Genomic DNA, 18,433 nt, shown 5'->3' on the forward strand with positions numbered 1-18,433 from the left:
GGCCTCGCGGGCCGGGTTCAACCGAAGGTGAAGGCGTAGGCCAGCACGCCGGGGTCGAGGAACTCGATGCTGAAGTCGCGGTCCTTCAGCGGACCGTCGCCCTGGCGGATCAACTGGTACAGGCGCTCGCCGCCGACGGTGCCGTTGCCGTCGGCGTCGACGTCCAGGCCGTGCGCCGCGCCCGGCCGCTGGCCGTCCAGCGTGACGCGGAACCGCACCGTCTTGCCAGCCGGAGCACCCAGCACGAGGTGCAGGTCGCGGGCATGGAAGCGGTAGACCACCCTCGCCTTCGGGCTCAGCGCGGCCGCCTGCTGCGGACCGACACGCCACTGCCCCTCCAGCGCCCAGTCGTTGAGCGCCAGCTGCGCGGGCGCGGCGTAGGTCGCCGGCTGATCGTGCGCGGCAGCCGGCCTGGCCGCGAAGCGCTCGGCGCGCTCGTACCCGACGTAGGTCTCCGGCGATCCGACCTCCTGGCTGCCCCCGGCCGACTCGACGCCCTGGGCCTTCACGGCGACGGTGCCGGCGTCCGTCGGCGCGCTGCCGTTCTCGCGCAGCAGCTGCTGGATGACCGCCTCCGAGTGCGCGTAATCGCCCTCGCCGAAATGCCTGAAGCGCACGCGCCCCTGCGCATCGACGAAGTAGTGCGCCGGCCAGTAGCGATTGGAGAACGCGCGCCAGATGGCGAAGTTGTTGTCCACGGCGATCGGATAGGTCACGCCCAGATCGCGCGCGGCCTTGCGGACGTTGTCGATGTCGCGCTCGAAGGCGAACTCCGGCGCGTGCACGCCGATGACCACCAGCCCCTGGTCGCGGTACTTCTCCGCCCACGCCTTCACGTAGGGCAAGGTCCGCAGGCAGTTGATGCAGGAGTAGGTCCAGAAGTCGATCAGCACGACCTTGCCGCGCAGCGACTCCGCGGTCAGCGGCTTCGAGTTCAGCCACTGGACGGCGCCGTCCAGCGACGGGAGACCGCCGAGGTCCGGCAACGCACCCGCACCGCCGTGGCCGCCGGACATCATCATGGCGCCGCCCGATCCGCCGGCCGCACCGGTCATGGCGCCTGACATCACGCCCGACATGGCACCTCCCGTCGTTCCGCCCATTGCGCCTTGCATCGCGTCCTTGGGCGCCATCGCCGCATCGGCGCCGGCCATCATGGCCGACTGCGCGGACGGCGCCATCGCGTCCACCGTGGTGTCCGCCTGGAGGCGCTCCAGCAATCGCTGTTCGAAGCCGCCGGTGGACGCGATCGACAGCTGCGACAGCGCGCCCGTGTCGAGCCCCAGCGCGATCGCGGCGACGCCGGCCAGCATCGCGGCGCCGAGCCCGCGGCGCAGCCACTCGCCGCTGCCCAGGTGGCGCTTCATCGCGGCGAACACGCGTTGCCCCGCCAGCAACGCGACTGCCAGTGAGCTCGCCGCACCCAGCCCATAGGCCAGCAGCAGCAGGCTGGTGTGGAGGCCCGCGCCCTGCAGCGCTGCCGTGGTCAGCACCAGGCCCAAGATGGGCCCCGCGCAAGGTGCCCAGAGGAGCCCGGTCGCGATGCCCAGCACGAACGAAGACCACGGCCCGCCGCGTGCCGAAGGCGACGACTGCGCGCGCGACGACAGGCGATCGCCGGCCGCGACGAACGGCCGCGCGACGGCATCGGCCAGGCGGGGCCACAGCAGCGCCAGCGCGAAGACCGCCATCAGCACCAGCGCCGCCGTGCGGCCCGCCTGGTTGGCGCGGACCACCCAGCCCCCGCCGACCGCGGCCAGCGTGGCCACCGCCGTGAACATCAGCGTCATGCCCGCGAGCATCGGCAGCACCGACCGCGTGAACGGCTGCCCGGCCCGGGCGAAGACGAAGGGAAGCACCGGCAGGATGCAGGGGCTGACGATGGTCAGCACGCCGCCGAGGTAGGTCAGGAGGAGCAGCAGCATTCGGAGGTCCGGAATCTGGAAATCGAGGAAGGGACGGTCATCAGGGCGACGTCGACCGTTGCGTCATCAGGTCGCGTCGCGTCGCGTCACGTCATCTCATGTCGAGCCGGCGAAGCTCATCGACACGCCGTTCATGCAGTAGCGCAGCCCGGTGGGACGCGGCCCGTCGTCGAAGACGTGGCCGAGGTGCCCGCCGCAGCGCCGGCAATGGACTTCCGTCCGCGCCATGCCCAGGGTCCTGTCGGTGCGTTCCACCACGGCGCCGGCCAGCGGCTGCCAGAAACTCGGCCAGCCAGTGCCGCTGTCGAATTTGGTCGATGACGAGAACAGCGGCAGGGCGCAGCCCGCGCAGGCGAAGGTGCCGCGCCGGTGCTCATCGTTGAGCGGACTGCTGTACGGCCGTTCGGTGGCCTCGTGTCGCAGGACCGCGTAGCTGGCCGGGGACAATTTGGCCCGCCACTCGGCGTCGGTGAGGACGACCTCGAAGCGTTCGACCGTCGGCTCGGCCGTCGGGGCGGCCTCCGCCGCGGCCACCAGCCCGGGCGCACCCGTCGACGGCCAGTGGCGCGCGGCGGCGCCGACGAGGACGGCTCCGGCGGCGGTGCCGCCCAGGACGAGGAATCGGCGTCGTGTGCTCATGGCATGGCTCCTGATCGAGGTCCCGGTCCGGGGACGATGCTCGTCAGCGTACGCAGCGGGTCTCCCGAAGTCCTCACGCAAAGTTCAAATAAATGTGAGAACTCCGGACCGCCGTCCGGGCCACGGCAGCGGGGAGAATGCCCGCCATGGTGAGCGATCCGCTGAAACATCCGCCCAAGCGCCTGCTGCTCGTCGAGGACGACGCGCACATCGCCGAGCTGCTCGCGCTGCACCTGCGCGACGAGCACTACGAGGTCGTGCATGCCGCCGACGGGCACGAGGGACTGCGCCTGGCCGAGCAAGGCGGCTGGGACCTGCTGGTGCTGGACGTGATGCTGCCCGGCGTGGACGGGCTCGAGATCTGCCGCCGCGCGCGGGCGATGCCGCACTACGTGCCCATCGTGATCATCAGCGCGCGGGGCGGCGAGTTGCATCGCATCCTCGGCCTGGAACTGGGCGCGGACGACTACCTCGCCAAGCCGTTCTCGGTGCTGGAACTGGTGGCACGCGTCAAGGCGCTGCTGCGCCGCGCCGAGGCGATGTCCCGCAGCGCGCGGCTGGATGCCGGCAGCGTCGGCCTCGACGGCCTGTTCATCGATCCGGTCGCGCGGCAGGCCCAGCTGGACGGCCGCGTCATCGAGCTCACGCCGCGCGAGTTCGACCTCCTCTACTTCTTCGCCCGGCAGCCCGGCCAGGTGTTCTCGCGGCTGGACCTGCTCAACGCCGTCTGGGGCTACAACCACGAAGGCTACGAGCACACCGTCAACACGCACATCAACCGGCTGCGCGCCAAGATCGAGACCGACCCGTCGAACCCGGCGCGCATCCTCACCGTCTGGGGCTGCGGCTACAAGATGGCGCCGCCCGGGGGCCTGGCCGCGTCCTCCGGGTCCCCGGCGTCTTCCCAATCCACGGGGTCTCCCGGGTCTCCCGGACCGGCCGGGACCTGACGATGCGGCCCCGTCTGTCCCTTCGCCTGAACCTCACCCAGCGGCTCGCGCTGGTCTTCGCCGGCTTGCTGCTGCTGTGTTCCGGCGCGTCCGCCTGGCTGCAGGTGCGCTCCAGCCGGATGCATGAGCAGGAGGTCGTGCAAGGCCTGTCCCGCGACCTGGCCGCGCACATCGCGGCGCAGGCGCCGTTGATGGACGAACGCGGGCCGATGCCGGGCGCGGTGCGGCGGCTCTTCGGCCAGCTGATGGCCGTGAACCCGAGCGTCGAGGTCTACCTGCTCGACAACGACGGACGTGTCGTCGAACACGCGGCGCCGCAGGGCCATCTGGTGCGCGAGCACGTCGATCTCGATCCGGTGCGCCGCTTCCTCGCCCACGCGCCGCTGCCCATCACCGGCGACGATCCGCGGAGTCCCGCGCGCAAGGTGTTCAGCGCGGCGCCGCTGCGTGTCGGCGACCGCGACGCGGGCTTCGTCTATGTCGTGCTGCTGGGCGAGGCCCACGACCGGCTGGCCGGCCTCGACGCCACCGGCAACGCGTTGCGCGCGGCGCTGTGGTCCATCGCGATCGTGGCCCTGCTCTGCCTGGCCGCGGGTCTGATGGCGTTCGGCCTGATCACGCGACCGCTGCGCCATCTGGCGGAGGCCGTGCGCCGGCATGACATCGACGACGCGACCGCGACGGCGCTGCTCGTCGACGAGCGGTCGCCGGACGCCGCGACGCGCGACGAGATCGCCGTGCTGCGCGCGGCGTTCTCGCAGATGGCGACGCGCATCGGCGAGCAATGGCGTCGGCTGTCGCGCCAGGACGAGCAGCGCCGGGAAATGGTGACGACGATCTCGCACGACCTGCGCACGCCGCTGTCGTCGCTGCACGGCTACCTCGAGACGCTGCTGCTGAAGGACGGCCAGCTCGATGCCGCCCAGCGACGCCGCTACCTCGAGATCGCGATCGAGCAGAGCACCGCGGTGGGCGGACTGGCGCGATCGCTGTTCGAGCTGGCGCGGCTGGAGCAGGGATTCGTGGAACCGCAGATGGAGACCTTCCAGCTGACGGACCTGGTGCAGGACGTCTTCCAGAAGTTCGAGCTGGTCGCGGCGCAGCGGCAGGTCGTCCTGAGTGCCCGTTTCGACGAGCCCGTGCCGCCGGTGGAGGCGGACCTGGGCCTGATCGAACGGGTGCTGACCAACCTGCTCGACAACGCCCTGCGCCACACGCCGCCGGGCGGACAGGTGCAGGTGGCGCTCGAGCGCATATCGTCGGAACCGCCCGCCTCGGTGCGCGTGACGCTGGCCGACACCGGCCCCGGCATCGACCCCGCTCGCCGCGCGGATCTCTTCCAGCGCCCGTTCAACGTCGACGGTGCACGTCGCGGCGGCGGCCTGGGCCTGCGCATCGTCCACCGCATCCTGGCGCTCCACGGCGCCGAGATACGCCTGCTGGAGGCGCAGGGCGCCGTGTTCGAGTTCGCGCTGCGCCAGGCGCCGGCCGCGGGACGCGCCACCTCGTCGCCACCGGCACCGCCACCGGAAGCGCCGACGTCCTGACGCCGCCCCGACGGGGCCACGCGCGGGTCAGACCGCCCGTTTCCCCGTGTTGCGCATCTCCTCGCACAGCGCGTCGACGGCCTGCTCGATGACCCGATGCGCCGCGTCGGCGCGGACCTGCAACGCATCGCGGGCGGCGGCGCTGGCTCGCGCCGCCGTGTCCACGGCCGCCGCCGCGGCGCCCCGGGCCACGCGCTGCGCATTCGCCGTCGCCTGCGGGCCGGTCGACTGGTCCACCTCCGCGCGCCGGAGGGCAAGCGGGCCGGCCTCCGCGCACAACAGTCCCTGCAGGCGGTTGACCTCCAGGTGCTGCCGCTTCAGGTCCGCCTGGGCGAGGCTCAACGCAGCCGTCAATCGATCGATGCGTTGCTGCACCTCCGCAGCGGGCGGCTGCGCCGCGACGCCTCCCGCCGTGTTCCGCGGCAGCGCCAGGCGTGCCCGCTTCAGGTCCGCGAGCCGCTCGGTCACGCGCTGCTGCAACGGTGCCAGCCGCTCCTGCGCGGCGGCATGGCGCCGGGCGGCCTCGTCGACGCGGGCCTGCAGCAGCGCCGCCTCGTCGCGCGCGATCAGGGCATCGCGCGCCTGCACCGCGACATGGGCCGTCGAGTCCGCCAGCCGTTGCTGCGCCTGGACCGCCGCGCCCGCGTCGGTCAGCGCGGCCCGTGCCGCGGCCGCATGCGCCTGCAGGTCCGGGGTGTGGGCGTCGACGACCGCCGCGAGCGCCTGCCGGACTGTCGCCAGCCGGGCCATGGCCGCCTGGGCCGCCGTGAGTCGCAACTGCGCGGCGACGTGATGGTCCGTGGCCGCCTGCAGATCCGCCTGCGCAGCTTGCAGCTGATCGCGGTGCGTGCTCACCGCAGTCCGGTTGATCAGCAGGTTGTTCCGCGCCGCGGTGATCGCCTGCTCCTGCTGGACGGTGTGCTGAGGATCCCGGATCGCGCGGTCCAAGGCCTGCGTCAGCCCGGGGGTCGCGCCTTGCGCCGCCGCCAGCAGTTGCCGGTGCTGTGCGACCCGTTGCTTGAGCAGCGGCAGCGCATGGCGCGCCTGGAACTCCGCCGCCAGGGCCTGCTGCTGTTCGGCGATGCGCAGCGGATGCTCGATCGCACCGGCGTTCTCGGCTTCGGTGCGGCGACGCCGCAGCTCCCGCATCGACCGCTGCCGCTCGCCCAGCACCGCCAGCGCGGCGGCCTCGGCGTCGACGCGCATGGCCACCTGCGCCTGCGCGGAGAGCAGCGGCCCCGCGAGCCGGGGCAAGGGCTTCGCCGCCTGGACCGATGGCGCGTCGGATCGCGGGAACAGGCCCGGCCGCGGCGTCGTCTGTCGCCACGCGCCGTCGTCCGCGCCGATGGCCAGCATCGGGGACAGGGACGGCAACTCGTCGGCGGCGTCCATGTCCGCGAACCCCATCGCGGCGGGGCGCATCGCACCCCGGGCGTTCATCGGGCTCATGGGGTGAGTCGGCGTCAGCGAGACCGATTGGCTGCCGGCGGAGAAATTGACCATCGACCGTCCTCCTGATGAGTGCCGCCTGCGTGTGGGCAGCGTGTCGCCTCACTGTGGGACGTCGTTGTTGCCGATGGAAACAAGGAACCGAAGCGCCCGTTGACGACCCGAAGTCCTCAACGATCACTCGGCGATCACTCGGCGATCAGCGCCCGGGGGCGGGCTCTCGCGGCGCGGCGCCGTCGGTCCCGGACGCATTCGCGGAATCGGCGGGGCCGACGTCCAGCCATCCCGCCGCGATGATCACCACCAGCGCGGCCACGGCGGCGAGCACCGCGCCCCAGCTGGCGATCCGCATGCGCGGCGAGCGGCCCACGCGCTCCGAGGCTTCGGGGCGCACCCCTTCGATGCGGGCGGCGCTTCGTCCAGGCTGGATGCGTGATTCGGGGCCGACGATGCGCCCCGCGCCGTCGGCCGCATCGACGCCTTGCGCCCACACGTCGTCCTCGGGCGGGGCGGAACGGCGCGCGGATGCCGCGCCACGCCGCGTCACCGGATCCGGGGTTCCACGAGGTGGCGCCTTGCCCTTGGCGCCGGTGGCGACGCGCGCGCTGCTTTTCCCAGCGCTCTTCCCCGCCCCTTCCGCGCCCGTGGCGGACGACGTGGACGCCGAGCCCGAGCCCATGTCACGGGACGACTCGCCGGTGACGCGCTCCTCCTCGACATCGTCCAGCAGATGCCGCGTCACCGCGCCCATCAGGCGGCTGGCCGAGGCCTGGCGGCGACCGCTGGCCTCATCGCGCCGGCGCGCCGCCGGATCGCCGGGCAGCGGCCGGACCTCCTCGGCGGAGGTCGCCGACGCGCCGGACGACGCCGCCGGTCTCGCGGGCAGTCGAGGCGGATCGCCGCGCATGGCGCGGGCTCAGACGCCGTCGACGGAATACTCGCGCCGGCCGGCCACCGCGCCGCCACCGAGCGAGATCGGCAGCACCGGCTCGATCGTGTTCGTCATGCCCGATCCCGCGGAGCCATGACCCAGGCCGCTCCCGAGTCCGTTCCCGGCCACCGCTGCCGCCACGGTCGCGGCGATCGACGGCAGCTCGGCGAAGCTCGGCAGGCTGGCCGTGGCGCTCGGCGTCTCGCCGAACTGCTGACGGTAGTTGTGGGCCAGCGTCGAGCGGTTGGCCATGCCCCAGCGCGCCGCCACCGCCAGCACGCTGTCGCGTCCGGCCATCTGCTGCAGCTCGGTGCGGATGCAGGCCATGCGCAGCTTGCGGATCACCTCGGCCGGCGTCAGGCCGAGGTTGGCGCGGAAGGCCATCTGCAGCGCGCGTTCGGTGACATCGATCTCCGCGGCGATGCGGCGGACCGACAGCGCGCGATCGTGCAGGTGATCCAGGATGTATTGATAGGCGCGGCGATAACGCGGCGGCAGGCGCAGTTGATCGGCGTCGGCCTGCTCGGCGCGTTCCTGCTGCTCGAGGAAGCGCGAGTACGGCACCCGCGTCAGTTCGAAGCGCAGCCGCGCCAGCGACAGCTGCGCATGCTGGCGGTAGCAGCGCAGCGCGTCGGAATGGCGGCCGTTCATCGCATGCAGCTTGGACGCGCAGTAGCGCAGTTCGATCGCATGGCGGTGGTGGAGCTGGCGCGCATCGTCGATGGCCAGCGGCCCGAGGATGTCGTAGGCGGTGCGCGCCTGGCCGCGGTCGAGCAGCGCCAGCGCGGCCTCGACCCGGGCGCGTTCTTCCATCGGGGCCAGGCGGCGGTCACGGTACCAGCGCACGCCGTCGAAGAGGCCGTCCACGCCCTCGGTGCCCTGGCCGGCATGACCGGCATGACCGGCCTGCGCTGCCATCGGCGCGGGCTCCTGCGCCACGAGCGCCACCAGGAACTCGAGCCGCGCGACCACCACCGGCAGCGCCGACAGCAGCAGCGCCGACGAGCGCAGCGCCGCGCGCACATCGCGGTCACGCGGCAGCTCCGCGCCGGCCATGTCGTCGTAGTGCCGCAGCGCGCGGCAGACCTGCAGCTCCAGCTCGATCGCCGTCAGCAGCGGCATCATCAGCGACGGCGCCGGCGCCGCCTCGACGAGCGCCATCGCGAAGGCCAGCGTGCGCGCGGCCCGACGGTGCTCGCCCATCGACTGCATCGCCTGCGCCATGCCGGCCAGCGCCTCGACCCGCAGCGCCAGCGGCGCGTCGTCCGCGTCGGCGACCACGTTGAAGGTCTCGGCCGCGCGGCCGGGCTTGTTCAGGTGCAGGAACAGGAAGCCGCGGTCCATCGACGACAGCCAGCGCACCTGCGTCCGCGGCAGGCCTTCATACATGCGCAGCTGCTTCTGGAAGAGCTCCTCGGCCTGCTCGTCGCGGCCCGCGGCCAGCAGCGCCTGGCCGAGCACCTGGCCCAGCGCCGCGAGCCGCTCGGGATCGCCGCCTGCCCCACGATCGAGCCGACCCAGTCCCAGCCGCAAGGCCTCCTGCACATCGCCGCGCGCCACCGCGGCGGCGACGTCTCCATCCTGCTCGGCAAGCCTCAGGCTGCCCAAGGTCAGCAACAACATGTGAACTCCTCTTCCATGCGTATCGAGTGCGTTGTCGGATACATCCTGATGCGCCTGAACGTGCATTGATCACGGTTCCGTCGCGGAGGCATCACCCGCCGTGTGCGTTTCGGCGTGGGCTCATGCTAGGCAGCGGTCCGCGTCGGGAGGCTCATGTCTTCACGATGAAATCCTCAACAATCCTCAACACGAAGTGATCGGAAGGGGGCGCGACGGGGCGGTCCCACCTCCACCTCCGCTGGCCCTCACCCCCGACCTCCCCTGCAAGCGGGAGAGGGAGTCGGCCCTCCCGATTTCGCGTCCGCGCAAATCGCTTCGCCCCCTCCCCGTCCCCCGTCGACGCCCGCAGGGACAGTGCGCCTCAACCCCGAGGAGCCGACGTGTCCCTAGCCCTTCCTCTCGCGGAGAAGAACGCCAACGCGGTCTCCGATGTCATCGCGCTGCGTCCCGCCACGACGCAGGACGCTGCGTCGGTCGCGGCGATCTACAACGCCTCGCTGCGCACGCAGCCCTACCAGCCCGACGGCGTCAGCGAGACCGACGCCGCGCGGTGGCTCGCCGAAGAGCTCGCCAAGGTGAAGGACAAGGACGCGGTGCGCCACACCAACTACGTCGGCCCGATGAGCGTGCCGATGGCGAAGCTGCAGATCGAGCTGCACCAGTTCCATCGACGCCCGATGATGGTCGCGACGCAGCGCGGCGAGACGCTGGGCTGGCTCGGCTCGCTGGGCCTGCACGACCGGCCGGGACTGGGCGGGCTCTTCGAGCTGGCCTACTACGTCGCGCCGCGCTGGCGCGGGCGCGGCGTCGGCACGCGGCTGATCAAGTACCTCGTCACGAACGCGGCGACCTGGCGCGTGGACCGGCTGATGGCCATGGTCTGGAGCGACAACGCCGCCAGCCTGTCGGTGCTGCGCCGCGCCGGCTTCAGCACCTGGGGCGAGCTGCCCGGCGCGGTGACCGCCTTCGGCAAGCGCCGCGACATGGTGCTGCTCGGCATGACACTCGAGGACATCGCCCGCGAACCCGACGACGACCGCGAACTCGCGATCCCGGGCGCCCCGGTCGCAACACACAGGGCCGATCCAGCGGTCGCGGCGGTCGCGGCACACACCACGAACGCCGCGGCTTCCTGAGCCATGGGGGAAAAGACCGAACAGCCCAGCCAGAAGAAGCTGGACGACGCGAAGAAGAAGGGCCAGTCGCCCAAGAGCCAGGACATCAACGCCGCGGCCGGGCTGCTGGTGATCACCGTCTGCCTGAGCGCCGCCAGCGCGACCGCGCTCAGCCATCTGGAACGGCTGTTCTCGCTGGCCAGCGGCGTCGGGCTGCAGGCCAAGACCGACAGCGACATGTTCGCGGTCGCCTACGACATCGCGATCGAGGGCCTGTGGATCGTGCTGCCCTTCGTCGTCGCGGCGGTCTTCGTCGGTCTGATCGCGTCCTTCGCGCAGGTCGGCTTCAACATCACCTTCGAGCCGCTGACCCCCAACTTCGACAAGGTCAACCCGGGCTCCGGGCTCAAGAAGCTGATCTCGATGCGCTCGATCATCGAGTTCATCAAGACCGTGTTCAAGGCCATCCTGGTCGGCAGCGTGATCGCGATCATCACGATGGGCCTGATCCCGCTGATGGTCGGCGCCGCCACGCAGACGCCGGTGGGCGTGGCCACCGTGGCATGGACGGCGATGCTCAAGCTCTTCGTCGCGACGGTGATCGCGCTGGTCGTGCTCGGTCCGGTGGACTTCGCGCTGCAGCGCTGGCTGTTCATCCGCGACCAGCGCATGGACAAGGACGAGCTCAAGCGCGAGTACAAGGAAATGGAAGGCGATCCGATGGTCAAGGGGCAGCGCAAGCGCCTGGCCTTCGAGATGGCCAACAGCGATCCGAAGAAGACGGTGCCCAACGCGACCGTCGTCGTCACCAATCCCACGCACTATGCGGTCGCGCTGCGCTACCAGCCCGGCGTGACGCCGCTGCCGCTGATCGTCGCCAAGGGCGCGGACGCGCAGGCGATGGAGATCCGCCGCATCGCCGAGGCGTCGGGCGTGCCCATCGTCGGCGATCCGCCGCTGGCGCGCGCGCTGTTCAAGATGCCGGTCAACGAGACGGTGCCCGAGGCGCTGTTCGAGGCCGTCGCCACCGTGCTGCGCTGGGTGGCGATGCTGGACGGCGTGGGGACCAAGGGTGGTGGTGGCGGTGGCGGTAAACCAAGCGGGAGCAAGGCATGAGCAAGGCACTGGGTGACAAGAGCACCCTCGGCAACGACCTCGCGATGAGCTTCCTGGTGGTGGCGATCGTGGGGCTGATGATCCTGCCGCTGCCCACGGTGCTGATCGACAGCCTGCTGGCGGTCAACCTCGCGGTCAGCGTGCTGCTGCTGATGACCTCGCTGTTCATCCCGAACGCGGTGGCGCTGTCGTCCTTCCCGTCGCTGCTGCTGTTCACGACGCTGTTCCGGCTGTCGCTGAACATCGCGTCGACCAAGTCCATCCTGCTGCACGCCGACGCGGGCCACCTGATCGAGAGCTTCGGCGAGCTGGTCGTCGGCGGCAACCTGGTCGTCGGCATCGTGGTGTTCATCATCATCACGGTGGTGCAGTTCATCGTGATCTCCAAGGGGTCGGAGCGCGTGGCCGAAGTCGGCGCGCGTTTCACGCTGGACGCGATGCCCGGCAAGCAGATGAGCATCGACGCCGACCTGCGCGCGGGCCTGCTCACCGGCGACGAGGCGCGCCGCAAGCGCGCGCTGCTGGGCATGGAAAGCCAGATGCACGGCGGCATGGACGGCGCGATGAAGTTCGTCAAGGGCGACGCGATCGCGGGCCTGATCATCACGCTGGTCAACATCCTGGCCGGGATCGTCGTGGGCATCATGTACCACGGCATGACGGCCGGCGAGGCGGCCAACCGCTTCGCGGTGCTGTCGATCGGCGACGCGATGGTGTCGCAGATCCCGTCGCTGTTCATCTGCGTGGCCGCTGGCGTGCTGATCACCCGCGTGGCCGACGAGCACCAAAAGAAGCCGCGCTCGCTGGGCCAGGAGATCGTCGCGCAGATGACCGCCAACGTGCGGGCGATGTACCTCGCGGCCGGGCTGACCGTGGCCTTCGCGGCGGTGCCGGGCTTCCCGGCGATCCAGTTCCTGGCGCTGGGCATCGGCCTGGCGCTGGCGGGCCGCTACCTGGCGCGCCAGCGCAAGAGCGGCGAGGCGCAGAGCGTGTCCGCCCCGATCGCCGCGTTGCAGCGCGAGGGCGGCAAGGGCGACGCGCCGTCCATCATGCAGGAGGCGCCGCACTTCTCGCGACCGCTGGCGGTGCGCATGTCACCGGCGCTGGCCGATCTGCTGCTCCCCCACATGCTCGACCTGGCGATGGAGCGCGAACGGCTGCAGCTGCAGTCGATGCTGGGCGTGCCCTTCCCCGGCGTCTGCATGTGGGTCGAGCCGACGCTGGCCGACCTGCGTTTCGAGGTGCTGATCAACGACGTGCCGGTGCGCCACATCGAGTTGCCAGGCCGGCTGCTGATGATCCCGGCCGCGCTGGCGGTCGAGCCCTGGGCCGCCTCCGCCGCGACGCACGGCGCCCTGCTGGACCAGCCCGACTCGCGCTGGCTGCCGCCGGCACAGGTGCCCGAGGCCGAACGCGTGAAGTGCCTGGACATCGAGCAGGTGATGGCACGGCAGGTGATGCTGCTGCTGCGCCGCAACGCCCACCAGTTCATGGGCGTGCAGGAGATCCAGTGGATCGTCGACAAGGCCACCGCGGACTATCCGGGCCTGGTCGCCGAGGTGCAGAAGATCCTGCCGGTGCAGCGCATCGCGGAGGTGATGCGCCGGCTGCTCGAGGAACAGGTGCCGATCCGCAACGTGCGGACCATCTTCGAGAGCCTCATCACCTGGGGCCCGAAGGAGAAGGACATGCTGCTGCTGACCGAGTACGTGCGCGGCGACCTCGGGCGCTACCTCGCGTTCGAGGCCAGCGGCGGGCGCAACTACGTGTCGGCGATCCTGCTGGACGCGGGCGTCGAGCAGGCGATCCGCCAGTGCATCAAGCCGACGCCGACCGGCAACTACCTGGCGATGCCGCCGGAGAGTGCCGCGGCCATCACCGAGAAGGTGCTGCGCATCGCCGGCGAGACGCCCGACGCCGGCGTGGCGGTGATCACGTCGATGGACATCCGGCGCTACGTGAAGAAGATCATCGAGACGCGCATGGAAGGCCTGCGCGTCTACTCGTACCAGGAGCTGGGCAACCAGGTCGAGCTGCGGCCGCTGGGCCGCGTCGCGGCCTGAACGTGGAACCGCACGTGATCGGGCGCGCATGAGCGACGAGGAGATCCGCCGCATCCGGCGCCTCGTCGTCGGCGATCCGCAGATCCCGCCGCCGCTGCCGGACCTGCGCCAGGCGGAGCGTTTCCATCGCGCGCTCGGCGCGGTGAGACGCGTGGCGTCGGCGAACGACGCCGCACCGGAATCCGCGACGGCCGCCGCTGTGCCGCCACCGGAACCCGTGCCGCCGCCTCGCCAGGAAGGAACGCACCCATCTCCTGCATCCGCCGCCGCGCCGCCGTCGCGCGAGCGCGCGGAACGCCACGAACGGAAGGACACGTCCCCGTCTTCCCGGAAGAGGGACCCGTCCCGCCCCGAGGGCGCCCTCGTCGTCGACGGCCATCGTCCGCGCCCGCCGGTCCTCGCCGCGGCGGAGGCCGGTGCGCGCGAGGCCAGCGAGGCACAGGAGGCCGACGCCGACCAGGACGTCGCGCTCGATACCGTCACCGCGCCGCCGATGCCCATCCCGCACGTGGCGTGGACCCCACTGCCCGAGGGCTGGGAGCGCGAGCTCGCCGACACGGTCGCGACGCTGTGCCGCAGCAGCGAGCCCAACTTCCACAGCTGGACCATCCAGGTGCCGGTCGACGCCGAGACCCTGCCCCACACCGAGCTGCGCCTGTCGTTTTCGCCTCACCAACTGACGCTTCGCTTCAGTACGCAGTCGACACGCTCGCTCGCCCTAATTTCGGCCCACCAGTCACAGCTGCGCGCGTTGCTGGTCCGCGCGCTGCCCGGCGACCGGCACATCGAGATCGACATCACATGAACCGGCCGACCTCCTCCGCATCGATCCCCCGCCGAGCGCCGCCGTGGCCGGATCGGCGACGCTCGCCGGCCGACTGCCGTCGATGAGCGCCGACGACGCCGCGCTGTCCCGCGTGGCGCATGACGCGCGCTTCGCCGACTGGCTGCGATCGACGCTCCAGCATGCCGGCATCGGCATCGCGCGGCAGCGCCAGGCGATGCCGTGGCGACTCACCGTCGAGTCGGCGCACGGCCGCTTCCGGCTCGGCCTGGACGCGGTGGATTCGCCGGCCCTGCAGCTCGCCTGCGCGCACCAGCCGCGCGACACCGCCTGCGCGGTCGTCACGCTGCTGCTGGCCGGCTGGGCCGAGGCCTTCGCGCCGATGCTGGGCGCGCTGCGGGTGGTCGACATCACGCCGCTCACCGAGGCGCAGGCCGACGCGAACGCGGACGGCACGCCGCGCCTCGCACCGATCGTCCTCGGCGGCGCGATGCCGGTGGCGCTGCTGGAGGCCGATCCCGCCGTGCTGGCGCGCGTCGCCGCCACCGCGGCCGCGTCCGGCGTCGACCTGACGCCGCTCGCGCCGCTGCCGCTGCGACCGGTCATCCGGCTGTTCGCGCGTGCCTTTCCCTTGTCGGTGCTGCGCGGGCTGCGTCCGGGCGACACCGTGCTCGCCGGCGGCCAGCCGGCCCTGCTGCGCTGCGGCGTGGGCCGCGTGCTGCGGGCTTCCCTTCACATCGATCCCCAGGAGTTCACCGTGCACCTTGCCGAGCCGCCCGCCCTCTCCGACGACCCGGCCGCCTACGACGCCGGACAGATGGACGCCCCGATGTCCGGCGCGAGCACGGAAGCGCCGCAGTCCGCGGGCACGCTCGACGAACTGCAGCTGCCGGTGGCCTTCGAACTCGACACCGCCCGCGTCAGCCTCGGCGAGCTGGCCAGCATGCAGCCCGGCTATGCCGTCGAGCTGGACGTGCCGCTGCGCGAGGCGACGGTGCGTCTGGTCTGCCATGGCCGCACGCTGGGCCAGGGCCAGCTGATCGCCATCGGCGACCACCTCGGCGTGCGCATCACCCGGCTGGAGTTCGCGCATGACGCCGCTGCAGCACGCTGATCCGGTTGCGCTCTTCCTGGTGCTGCTGGCGCTGGCGGCACTGCCGTTCGCGGCCATGGTGGTCACCTCGTACACCAAGATCTCGATCGTGCTGGGCCTGCTGCGCAATGCGATCGGCGTGCAGCAGGTGCCGCCGAACATGGTGCTCAACGGGGTGGCCATCATCATCTCCTGCTACATCATGGCGCCCGTCTTCATCGAGGCGACCAAGGGCATGAGCGCCGCGTCCGGCGGCGGCGGTTCCAGCACGCAGACGCTGATGGAGGCGGCCGACTCGGCGCGCGAGCCCTTCCGCAAGTTCCTCGACAAGCACGCCGAGGAGCGCGAGAAGCAGTTCTTCCTGAAGTCCGCCGCGATCATCTGGCCCGCCGACAAGGCCGCGGCGCTGAAGAAGGACGACCTGATCGTGCTGGCGCCGGCCTTCCTGCTGAGCGAGCTGACGGCGGCCTTCCGCATCGGCTTCCTGCTGTACCTGGCCTTCATCGTGATCGACATCGTCATCGCCAACGTGCTGCTGGCGATGGGCCTGTCGCAGGTGACGCCGAGCAACGTCGCCATCCCGTTCAAGCTGCTGCTGTTCGTCACGCTGGACGGCTGGTCGCGGCTGGTGCACGGGCTGGTGCTGACCTACCGATGAAGGCCCGTCCATGAACTACGACGTGGTGGTGCAGCTGACCTCCGAGGCGCTGATGATGTGCGTGCTGCTGTCGCTGCCGGCGGTGGTGGTGTCGGCGCTGATCGGGCTGATCGTGTCCTTCTTCCAGGCGATCACGTCGCTGCAGGACTCGAGCATCTCGCAGGGCATCAAGCTGCTGGCGGTGACCGGGGTGGTCGTGGTGACGGCGCCATGGGCGGGCTCGACGCTGATGAAGTTCAGCGAGAACCTCTTCACCGCGGTGTTCCAGAAATGAAGCTCGACCGCGCGCGCCAGGGCGCCGAAGCCCAGCAGGCGCGGGAGGCGCAGGAGGCCGCGGGCAAGGGCCAGACGCGCGGCAGCGGTTCGTCCGGGTATGCGGGCGGGATGCACAAGGGCAATGCGTACCGGCATGCGCCGCGGGCGCAGGTGCCGGCGCGGCGCAACACCGGGCCGGCGCCCAGGCCGCGGCCGCGGCCGCCGTCCAACGGCGCACAAGGGGCCCACCACGAGGACGAGCATCCGCAGATGCCGATGGACGATCCGCGGCAGATGGCCCTGGGCGGAGCCGGCGCGAACACGATGCGGCCGGTGCAGGGCAGCGGCGGCAAGCCGCAGAAGCAGGACGTGGGCGAGCGGCAGGAGAAGGGGTCGATGAGCTCTCCACCGCGCGCGCGCATGCCGCCCCCGCCACCGGAGGTCCGCGAAGGCGCGGCCTTGCGGCGCAGCGCGCTGCCGGCCGCGGTGATGCTGCGCGCGACGCCGACGCCGGAGGGCAAGCCGCCGACGACGCTGCTCGACGCCCTGGCGTCGCTGTATTTCAAGGGCGGCGGTGCGGGCATCGCGATCGGCGCGGTGCGGCTCGCGGCGATGACGGCGGTGGCCCGGCACCTGCCGACGGACGCGACGCCGTCGTTGCCGGTCGTCAAGGCCGCGGCGGTGGCCTGGCGCGAGGCCAACGGCCCGCCGCCCTCCGCGACTGAGGCGCAGCAGAACGCCAACCTGCTGTTCCCGCTGAACGGGCTGCGCGCCCTCTTCCGCCCGCTCGACGCACTGCGCGAGGTCGCGGAGGTGCGCAGCACGCAACTGCAACGCGCGCTGGCGCCGCTGCCGTCCGCCGTCGCGCCCCGCAACCAGGATCCCCAGCCATGAGCGTCGAGCACTACCAGCACCTGATCGTCGGCCTGTGCGAGGCCGTCGGCCTGCCCGACGCCGAGACCGCGCTCGCGCGCAACGCCATCGAGGTCGAGGGCTTCGAGGTGCTGCTCGGCTACTACGACAACGATCCCGAGGCGATGTACCTCAACTTCACCTTCGGGAGCGTGACGTCGGGGCGGAGCCTGCGGGTCTACCGGCTGATGCTGGAGGCCAACCTGAGCCTGTACGCGCAGGACCAGGCGCAGCTCGGCCTGGATGCGGACTCCGGCGTGGTGCTGCTGGTGGTCCGGGTGCCGATGATCGACGGCGTCGACGGGCCCTACCTCGCCGACACCATCAACCACTACATCGAGCACGGCCGTTATTGGCGCGAGAACATCCTGCTGGCGGAGGACGAGATGTTCGAGAGCCTGTCGCTCGGCGAGTACACCTGGATGCGGGCCTGAGCGACAGGCTACGCGCCGGCGCGCGAGCCCCAGGTATTCGCCATCTCCACGAACCTCGCCATCGCCCGCGTCGGCTGTTTCCTCGCCTGCGTCACGAGGTAGCACTGCCGGCGCATGACCGGAAGCGTGGTCGTCAATGCCACCACCTTGCCGCTGCCCAGCGCATCGTCGACCACCCAGCGGGACAGGCAGGCCACACCGATCCCGGACGCGGCCGCGCCGAGGATCGCTTCCGAGCTGCCCAGCTCCAGCGTGCGCCGATACCCGCGCAGATGGGGCAGCAGCAACTGATCGGTCACCTCTCGCGTGCCTGATCCCGATTCGCGCAGCAGCCAGACCATCGCCTCCAGCCGTTTCGGCGTGAACGCCCGCGTCGCGTCCTCCAGCAGCGACGGCGAAGCGACCAGCACCATCTCGTCCTGCAGCCACGGCGTCAGGACCAGCTCGCCGATGCGCGACGGCCCCTCGACCAGCCCCGCGTCCAGTTCGAAGGCCGCCACGGCCTCGCAGATCGCTTCCGTGTTGCCGATGCGCACCTGCGCCAGGCGCGACGGCCGTTCCCTCGTCAGATGGTCCCCGAGGAACTGCGGGAGCAGACGCGGCAGCACGTAGTTGCCGATCGTGGTACTCGCGCCGAGCCTCAGCGCCAGCGACAAGGGACCGTCCTCATCCAGCAGCCGTTCGATCGCCCCGGCCCCGTCGAGCTGCGCCAATGCCCTCGGCAGCAGCGCGCGGCCGTTGTCGTTCAACAGCAGCCGCTTGCCGGCGCGGTCGAACAGACGCAGGCCCAGCAGGCGCTCCAGTTCGTTGAGCGCCGAGCTCGTCGCCGACTGCGACAGCGACACCACGTCCGCCGCGGCCGAGGTGGATCCGGTCTGCGCCACCGCCGCAAAGATCTGCAACTGGCGCAGCGTCAGTCGCAAGGTCGACATCGTGGAC

General features: G+C 71.5%; 17 protein-coding genes. 11 read left to right on the forward strand and 6 right to left on the reverse strand.

Going from position 1 to position 18,433, the window contains the following annotated elements:
• Window positions 1-17: 17 nt before the first annotated feature.
• Together ACQ86G_RS22210 and msrB are read right to left on the reverse strand one after the other, a co-directional pair.
• Complete coding sequence (locus tag ACQ86G_RS22210) at window positions 18-1,925, reverse strand: cytochrome c biogenesis protein DipZ (protein ID WP_431257341.1); 1,908 nt, start codon at window positions 1,923-1,925, stop codon at window positions 18-20.
• A 96-nt stretch (window positions 1,926-2,021) separates the two neighbouring features.
• Window positions 2,022-2,564: a peptide-methionine (R)-S-oxide reductase MsrB gene (msrB, locus tag ACQ86G_RS22215; RefSeq protein ID WP_431257342.1), complete on the reverse strand. Its 543-nt coding sequence runs from the start codon at window positions 2,562-2,564 to the stop codon at window positions 2,022-2,024.
• 137 nt (window positions 2,565-2,701) lie between these two features.
• Between msrB and ACQ86G_RS22220 the strand changes: the two genes are divergently transcribed.
• On the forward strand, window positions 2,702-3,514 hold the full coding sequence (locus ACQ86G_RS22220; RefSeq protein ID WP_431257343.1) for a response regulator transcription factor: 813 nt from the start codon (window positions 2,702-2,704) through the stop codon (window positions 3,512-3,514).
• A gap of 2 nt (window positions 3,515-3,516) precedes the next feature.
• Window positions 3,517-5,061 (forward strand): sensor histidine kinase, encoded by a 1,545-nt coding sequence (locus ACQ86G_RS22225; protein ID WP_431257344.1) that lies wholly within the window; start codon window positions 3,517-3,519, stop codon window positions 5,059-5,061.
• A 27-nt stretch (window positions 5,062-5,088) separates the two neighbouring features.
• Here ACQ86G_RS22225 and ACQ86G_RS22230 read toward each other — a convergent pair whose 3' ends face one another.
• The 3 genes from ACQ86G_RS22230 to ACQ86G_RS22240 form a co-directional block, all read right to left on the reverse strand.
• Complete coding sequence (locus tag ACQ86G_RS22230; RefSeq protein ID WP_431257345.1) at window positions 5,089-6,564, reverse strand: hypothetical protein; 1,476 nt, start codon at window positions 6,562-6,564, stop codon at window positions 5,089-5,091.
• Window positions 6,565-6,709: 145 nt separating this feature from the next.
• Window positions 6,710-7,417 carry a hypothetical protein gene (locus tag ACQ86G_RS22235; protein WP_431257346.1) on the reverse strand — a complete coding sequence of 236 codons (708 nt, stop codon included), beginning with the start codon at window positions 7,415-7,417 and terminating at the stop codon, window positions 6,710-6,712.
• A gap of 9 nt (window positions 7,418-7,426) precedes the next feature.
• Window positions 7,427-9,064: a helix-turn-helix domain-containing protein gene (locus ACQ86G_RS22240; protein WP_431257347.1), complete on the reverse strand. Its 1,638-nt coding sequence runs from the start codon at window positions 9,062-9,064 to the stop codon at window positions 7,427-7,429.
• 380 nt (window positions 9,065-9,444) lie between these two features.
• Here ACQ86G_RS22240 and ACQ86G_RS22245 point away from each other — a divergent pair, with 380 nt between their 5' ends.
• The 9 genes from ACQ86G_RS22245 to ACQ86G_RS22285 all read left to right on the forward strand — a co-directional run bounded on the left by ACQ86G_RS22245 (window position 9,445) and on the right by ACQ86G_RS22285 (window position 17,494).
• Entirely contained in the window at window positions 9,445-10,200 is a 756-nt protein-coding gene (locus ACQ86G_RS22245; protein WP_431257348.1) for a GNAT family N-acetyltransferase, read from the forward strand.
• A 3-nt stretch (window positions 10,201-10,203) separates the two neighbouring features.
• The gene (gene sctU, locus ACQ86G_RS22250; RefSeq protein WP_431257349.1) at window positions 10,204-11,295 is read left to right on the forward strand and encodes a type III secretion system export apparatus subunit SctU; all 1,092 of its coding nucleotides are present in this window, start codon (window positions 10,204-10,206) and stop codon (window positions 11,293-11,295) included.
• Window positions 11,292-13,358, forward strand: a complete 2,067-nt coding sequence (sctV, locus tag ACQ86G_RS22255) for a type III secretion system export apparatus subunit SctV (RefSeq protein ID WP_431257350.1) — start codon at window positions 11,292-11,294, stop codon at window positions 13,356-13,358. Before sctU ends, sctV begins: the two co-directional genes overlap by 4 nt.
• Window positions 13,359-13,386: 28 nt before the next feature.
• Window positions 13,387-14,163: a type III secretion HpaP family protein gene (locus tag ACQ86G_RS22260; protein WP_431257351.1), complete on the forward strand. Its 777-nt coding sequence runs from the start codon at window positions 13,387-13,389 to the stop codon at window positions 14,161-14,163.
• Window positions 14,164-14,245: 82 nt separating this feature from the next.
• Window positions 14,246-15,256 (forward strand): FliM/FliN family flagellar motor switch protein, encoded by a 1,011-nt coding sequence (locus tag ACQ86G_RS22265; RefSeq protein ID WP_431257352.1) that lies wholly within the window; start codon window positions 14,246-14,248, stop codon window positions 15,254-15,256.
• Window positions 15,234-15,893: a type III secretion system export apparatus subunit SctR gene (gene sctR / locus ACQ86G_RS22270; RefSeq protein ID WP_431257353.1), complete on the forward strand. Its 660-nt coding sequence runs from the start codon at window positions 15,234-15,236 to the stop codon at window positions 15,891-15,893. Before ACQ86G_RS22265 ends, sctR begins: the two co-directional genes overlap by 23 nt.
• A gap of 10 nt (window positions 15,894-15,903) precedes the next feature.
• Window positions 15,904-16,167, forward strand: coding sequence for a type III secretion system export apparatus subunit SctS (sctS, locus tag ACQ86G_RS22275; RefSeq protein WP_088404105.1), 264 nt, complete (start codon window positions 15,904-15,906; stop codon window positions 16,165-16,167).
• Window positions 16,164-17,042 carry a hypothetical protein gene (locus ACQ86G_RS22280; RefSeq protein WP_431257354.1) on the forward strand — a complete coding sequence of 293 codons (879 nt, stop codon included), beginning with the start codon at window positions 16,164-16,166 and terminating at the stop codon, window positions 17,040-17,042. The genes sctS and ACQ86G_RS22280 overlap by 4 nt, the downstream gene beginning before the upstream one ends.
• Window positions 17,039-17,494 carry a CesT family type III secretion system chaperone gene (locus tag ACQ86G_RS22285; RefSeq protein WP_431257355.1) on the forward strand — a complete coding sequence of 152 codons (456 nt, stop codon included), beginning with the start codon at window positions 17,039-17,041 and terminating at the stop codon, window positions 17,492-17,494. The genes ACQ86G_RS22280 and ACQ86G_RS22285 overlap by 4 nt, the downstream gene beginning before the upstream one ends.
• 8 nt (window positions 17,495-17,502) lie before the next feature.
• Here the strand turns inward: ACQ86G_RS22285 and ACQ86G_RS22290 are convergent, their stop codons facing one another.
• A complete protein-coding gene (locus ACQ86G_RS22290) occupies window positions 17,503-18,426 on the reverse strand; it encodes a LysR family transcriptional regulator (protein WP_431257356.1) in 924 nt (307 codons plus the stop codon).
• Between the last annotated feature and the right edge of the window lie 7 nt (window positions 18,427-18,433).

The sequence above is a fragment of the Roseateles chitinivorans genome (assembly GCF_050632145.1).
GTDB classification, from domain to species: domain Bacteria; phylum Pseudomonadota; class Gammaproteobacteria; order Burkholderiales; family Burkholderiaceae_C; genus Roseateles; species Roseateles chitinivorans_B.

Bases quoted from the DNA above. Each gene is read 5' to 3' on its own strand.
- ACQ86G_RS22220 (WP_431257343.1), top strand. From the start codon at position 2,702: ATGCCCGCCATGGTGAGCGATCCGCTGAAACATCCGCCCAAGCGCCTG.
- ACQ86G_RS22285 (WP_431257355.1), top strand. From the start codon at position 17,039: ATGAGCGTCGAGCACTACCAGCACCTGATCGTCGGCCTGTGCGAGGCC.
- ACQ86G_RS22290 (WP_431257356.1), bottom strand. From the start codon at position 18,426: ATGTCGACCTTGCGACTGACGCTGCGCCAGTTGCAGATCTTTGCGGCG.
- ACQ86G_RS22230 (WP_431257345.1), bottom strand. From the start codon at position 6,564: ATGGTCAATTTCTCCGCCGGCAGCCAATCGGTCTCGCTGACGCCGACT.
- ACQ86G_RS22265 (WP_431257352.1), top strand. From the start codon at position 14,246: ATGAGCGCCGACGACGCCGCGCTGTCCCGCGTGGCGCATGACGCGCGC.
- msrB (WP_431257342.1), bottom strand. From the start codon at position 2,564: ATGAGCACACGACGCCGATTCCTCGTCCTGGGCGGCACCGCCGCCGGA.
- sctR (WP_431257353.1), top strand. From the start codon at position 15,234: ATGACGCCGCTGCAGCACGCTGATCCGGTTGCGCTCTTCCTGGTGCTG.
- ACQ86G_RS22280 (WP_431257354.1), top strand. From the start codon at position 16,164: ATGAAGCTCGACCGCGCGCGCCAGGGCGCCGAAGCCCAGCAGGCGCGG.
- sctU (WP_431257349.1), top strand. From the start codon at position 10,204: ATGGGGGAAAAGACCGAACAGCCCAGCCAGAAGAAGCTGGACGACGCG.
- ACQ86G_RS22225 (WP_431257344.1), top strand. From the start codon at position 3,517: ATGCGGCCCCGTCTGTCCCTTCGCCTGAACCTCACCCAGCGGCTCGCG.
- ACQ86G_RS22210 (WP_431257341.1), bottom strand. From the start codon at position 1,925: ATGCTGCTGCTCCTCCTGACCTACCTCGGCGGCGTGCTGACCATCGTC.
- ACQ86G_RS22240 (WP_431257347.1), bottom strand. From the start codon at position 9,064: ATGTTGTTGCTGACCTTGGGCAGCCTGAGGCTTGCCGAGCAGGATGGA.
- ACQ86G_RS22260 (WP_431257351.1), top strand. From the start codon at position 13,387: ATGAGCGACGAGGAGATCCGCCGCATCCGGCGCCTCGTCGTCGGCGAT.
- sctS (WP_088404105.1), top strand. From the start codon at position 15,904: ATGAACTACGACGTGGTGGTGCAGCTGACCTCCGAGGCGCTGATGATG.
- sctV (WP_431257350.1), top strand. From the start codon at position 11,292: ATGAGCAAGGCACTGGGTGACAAGAGCACCCTCGGCAACGACCTCGCG.
- ACQ86G_RS22235 (WP_431257346.1), bottom strand. From the start codon at position 7,417: ATGCGCGGCGATCCGCCTCGACTGCCCGCGAGACCGGCGGCGTCGTCC.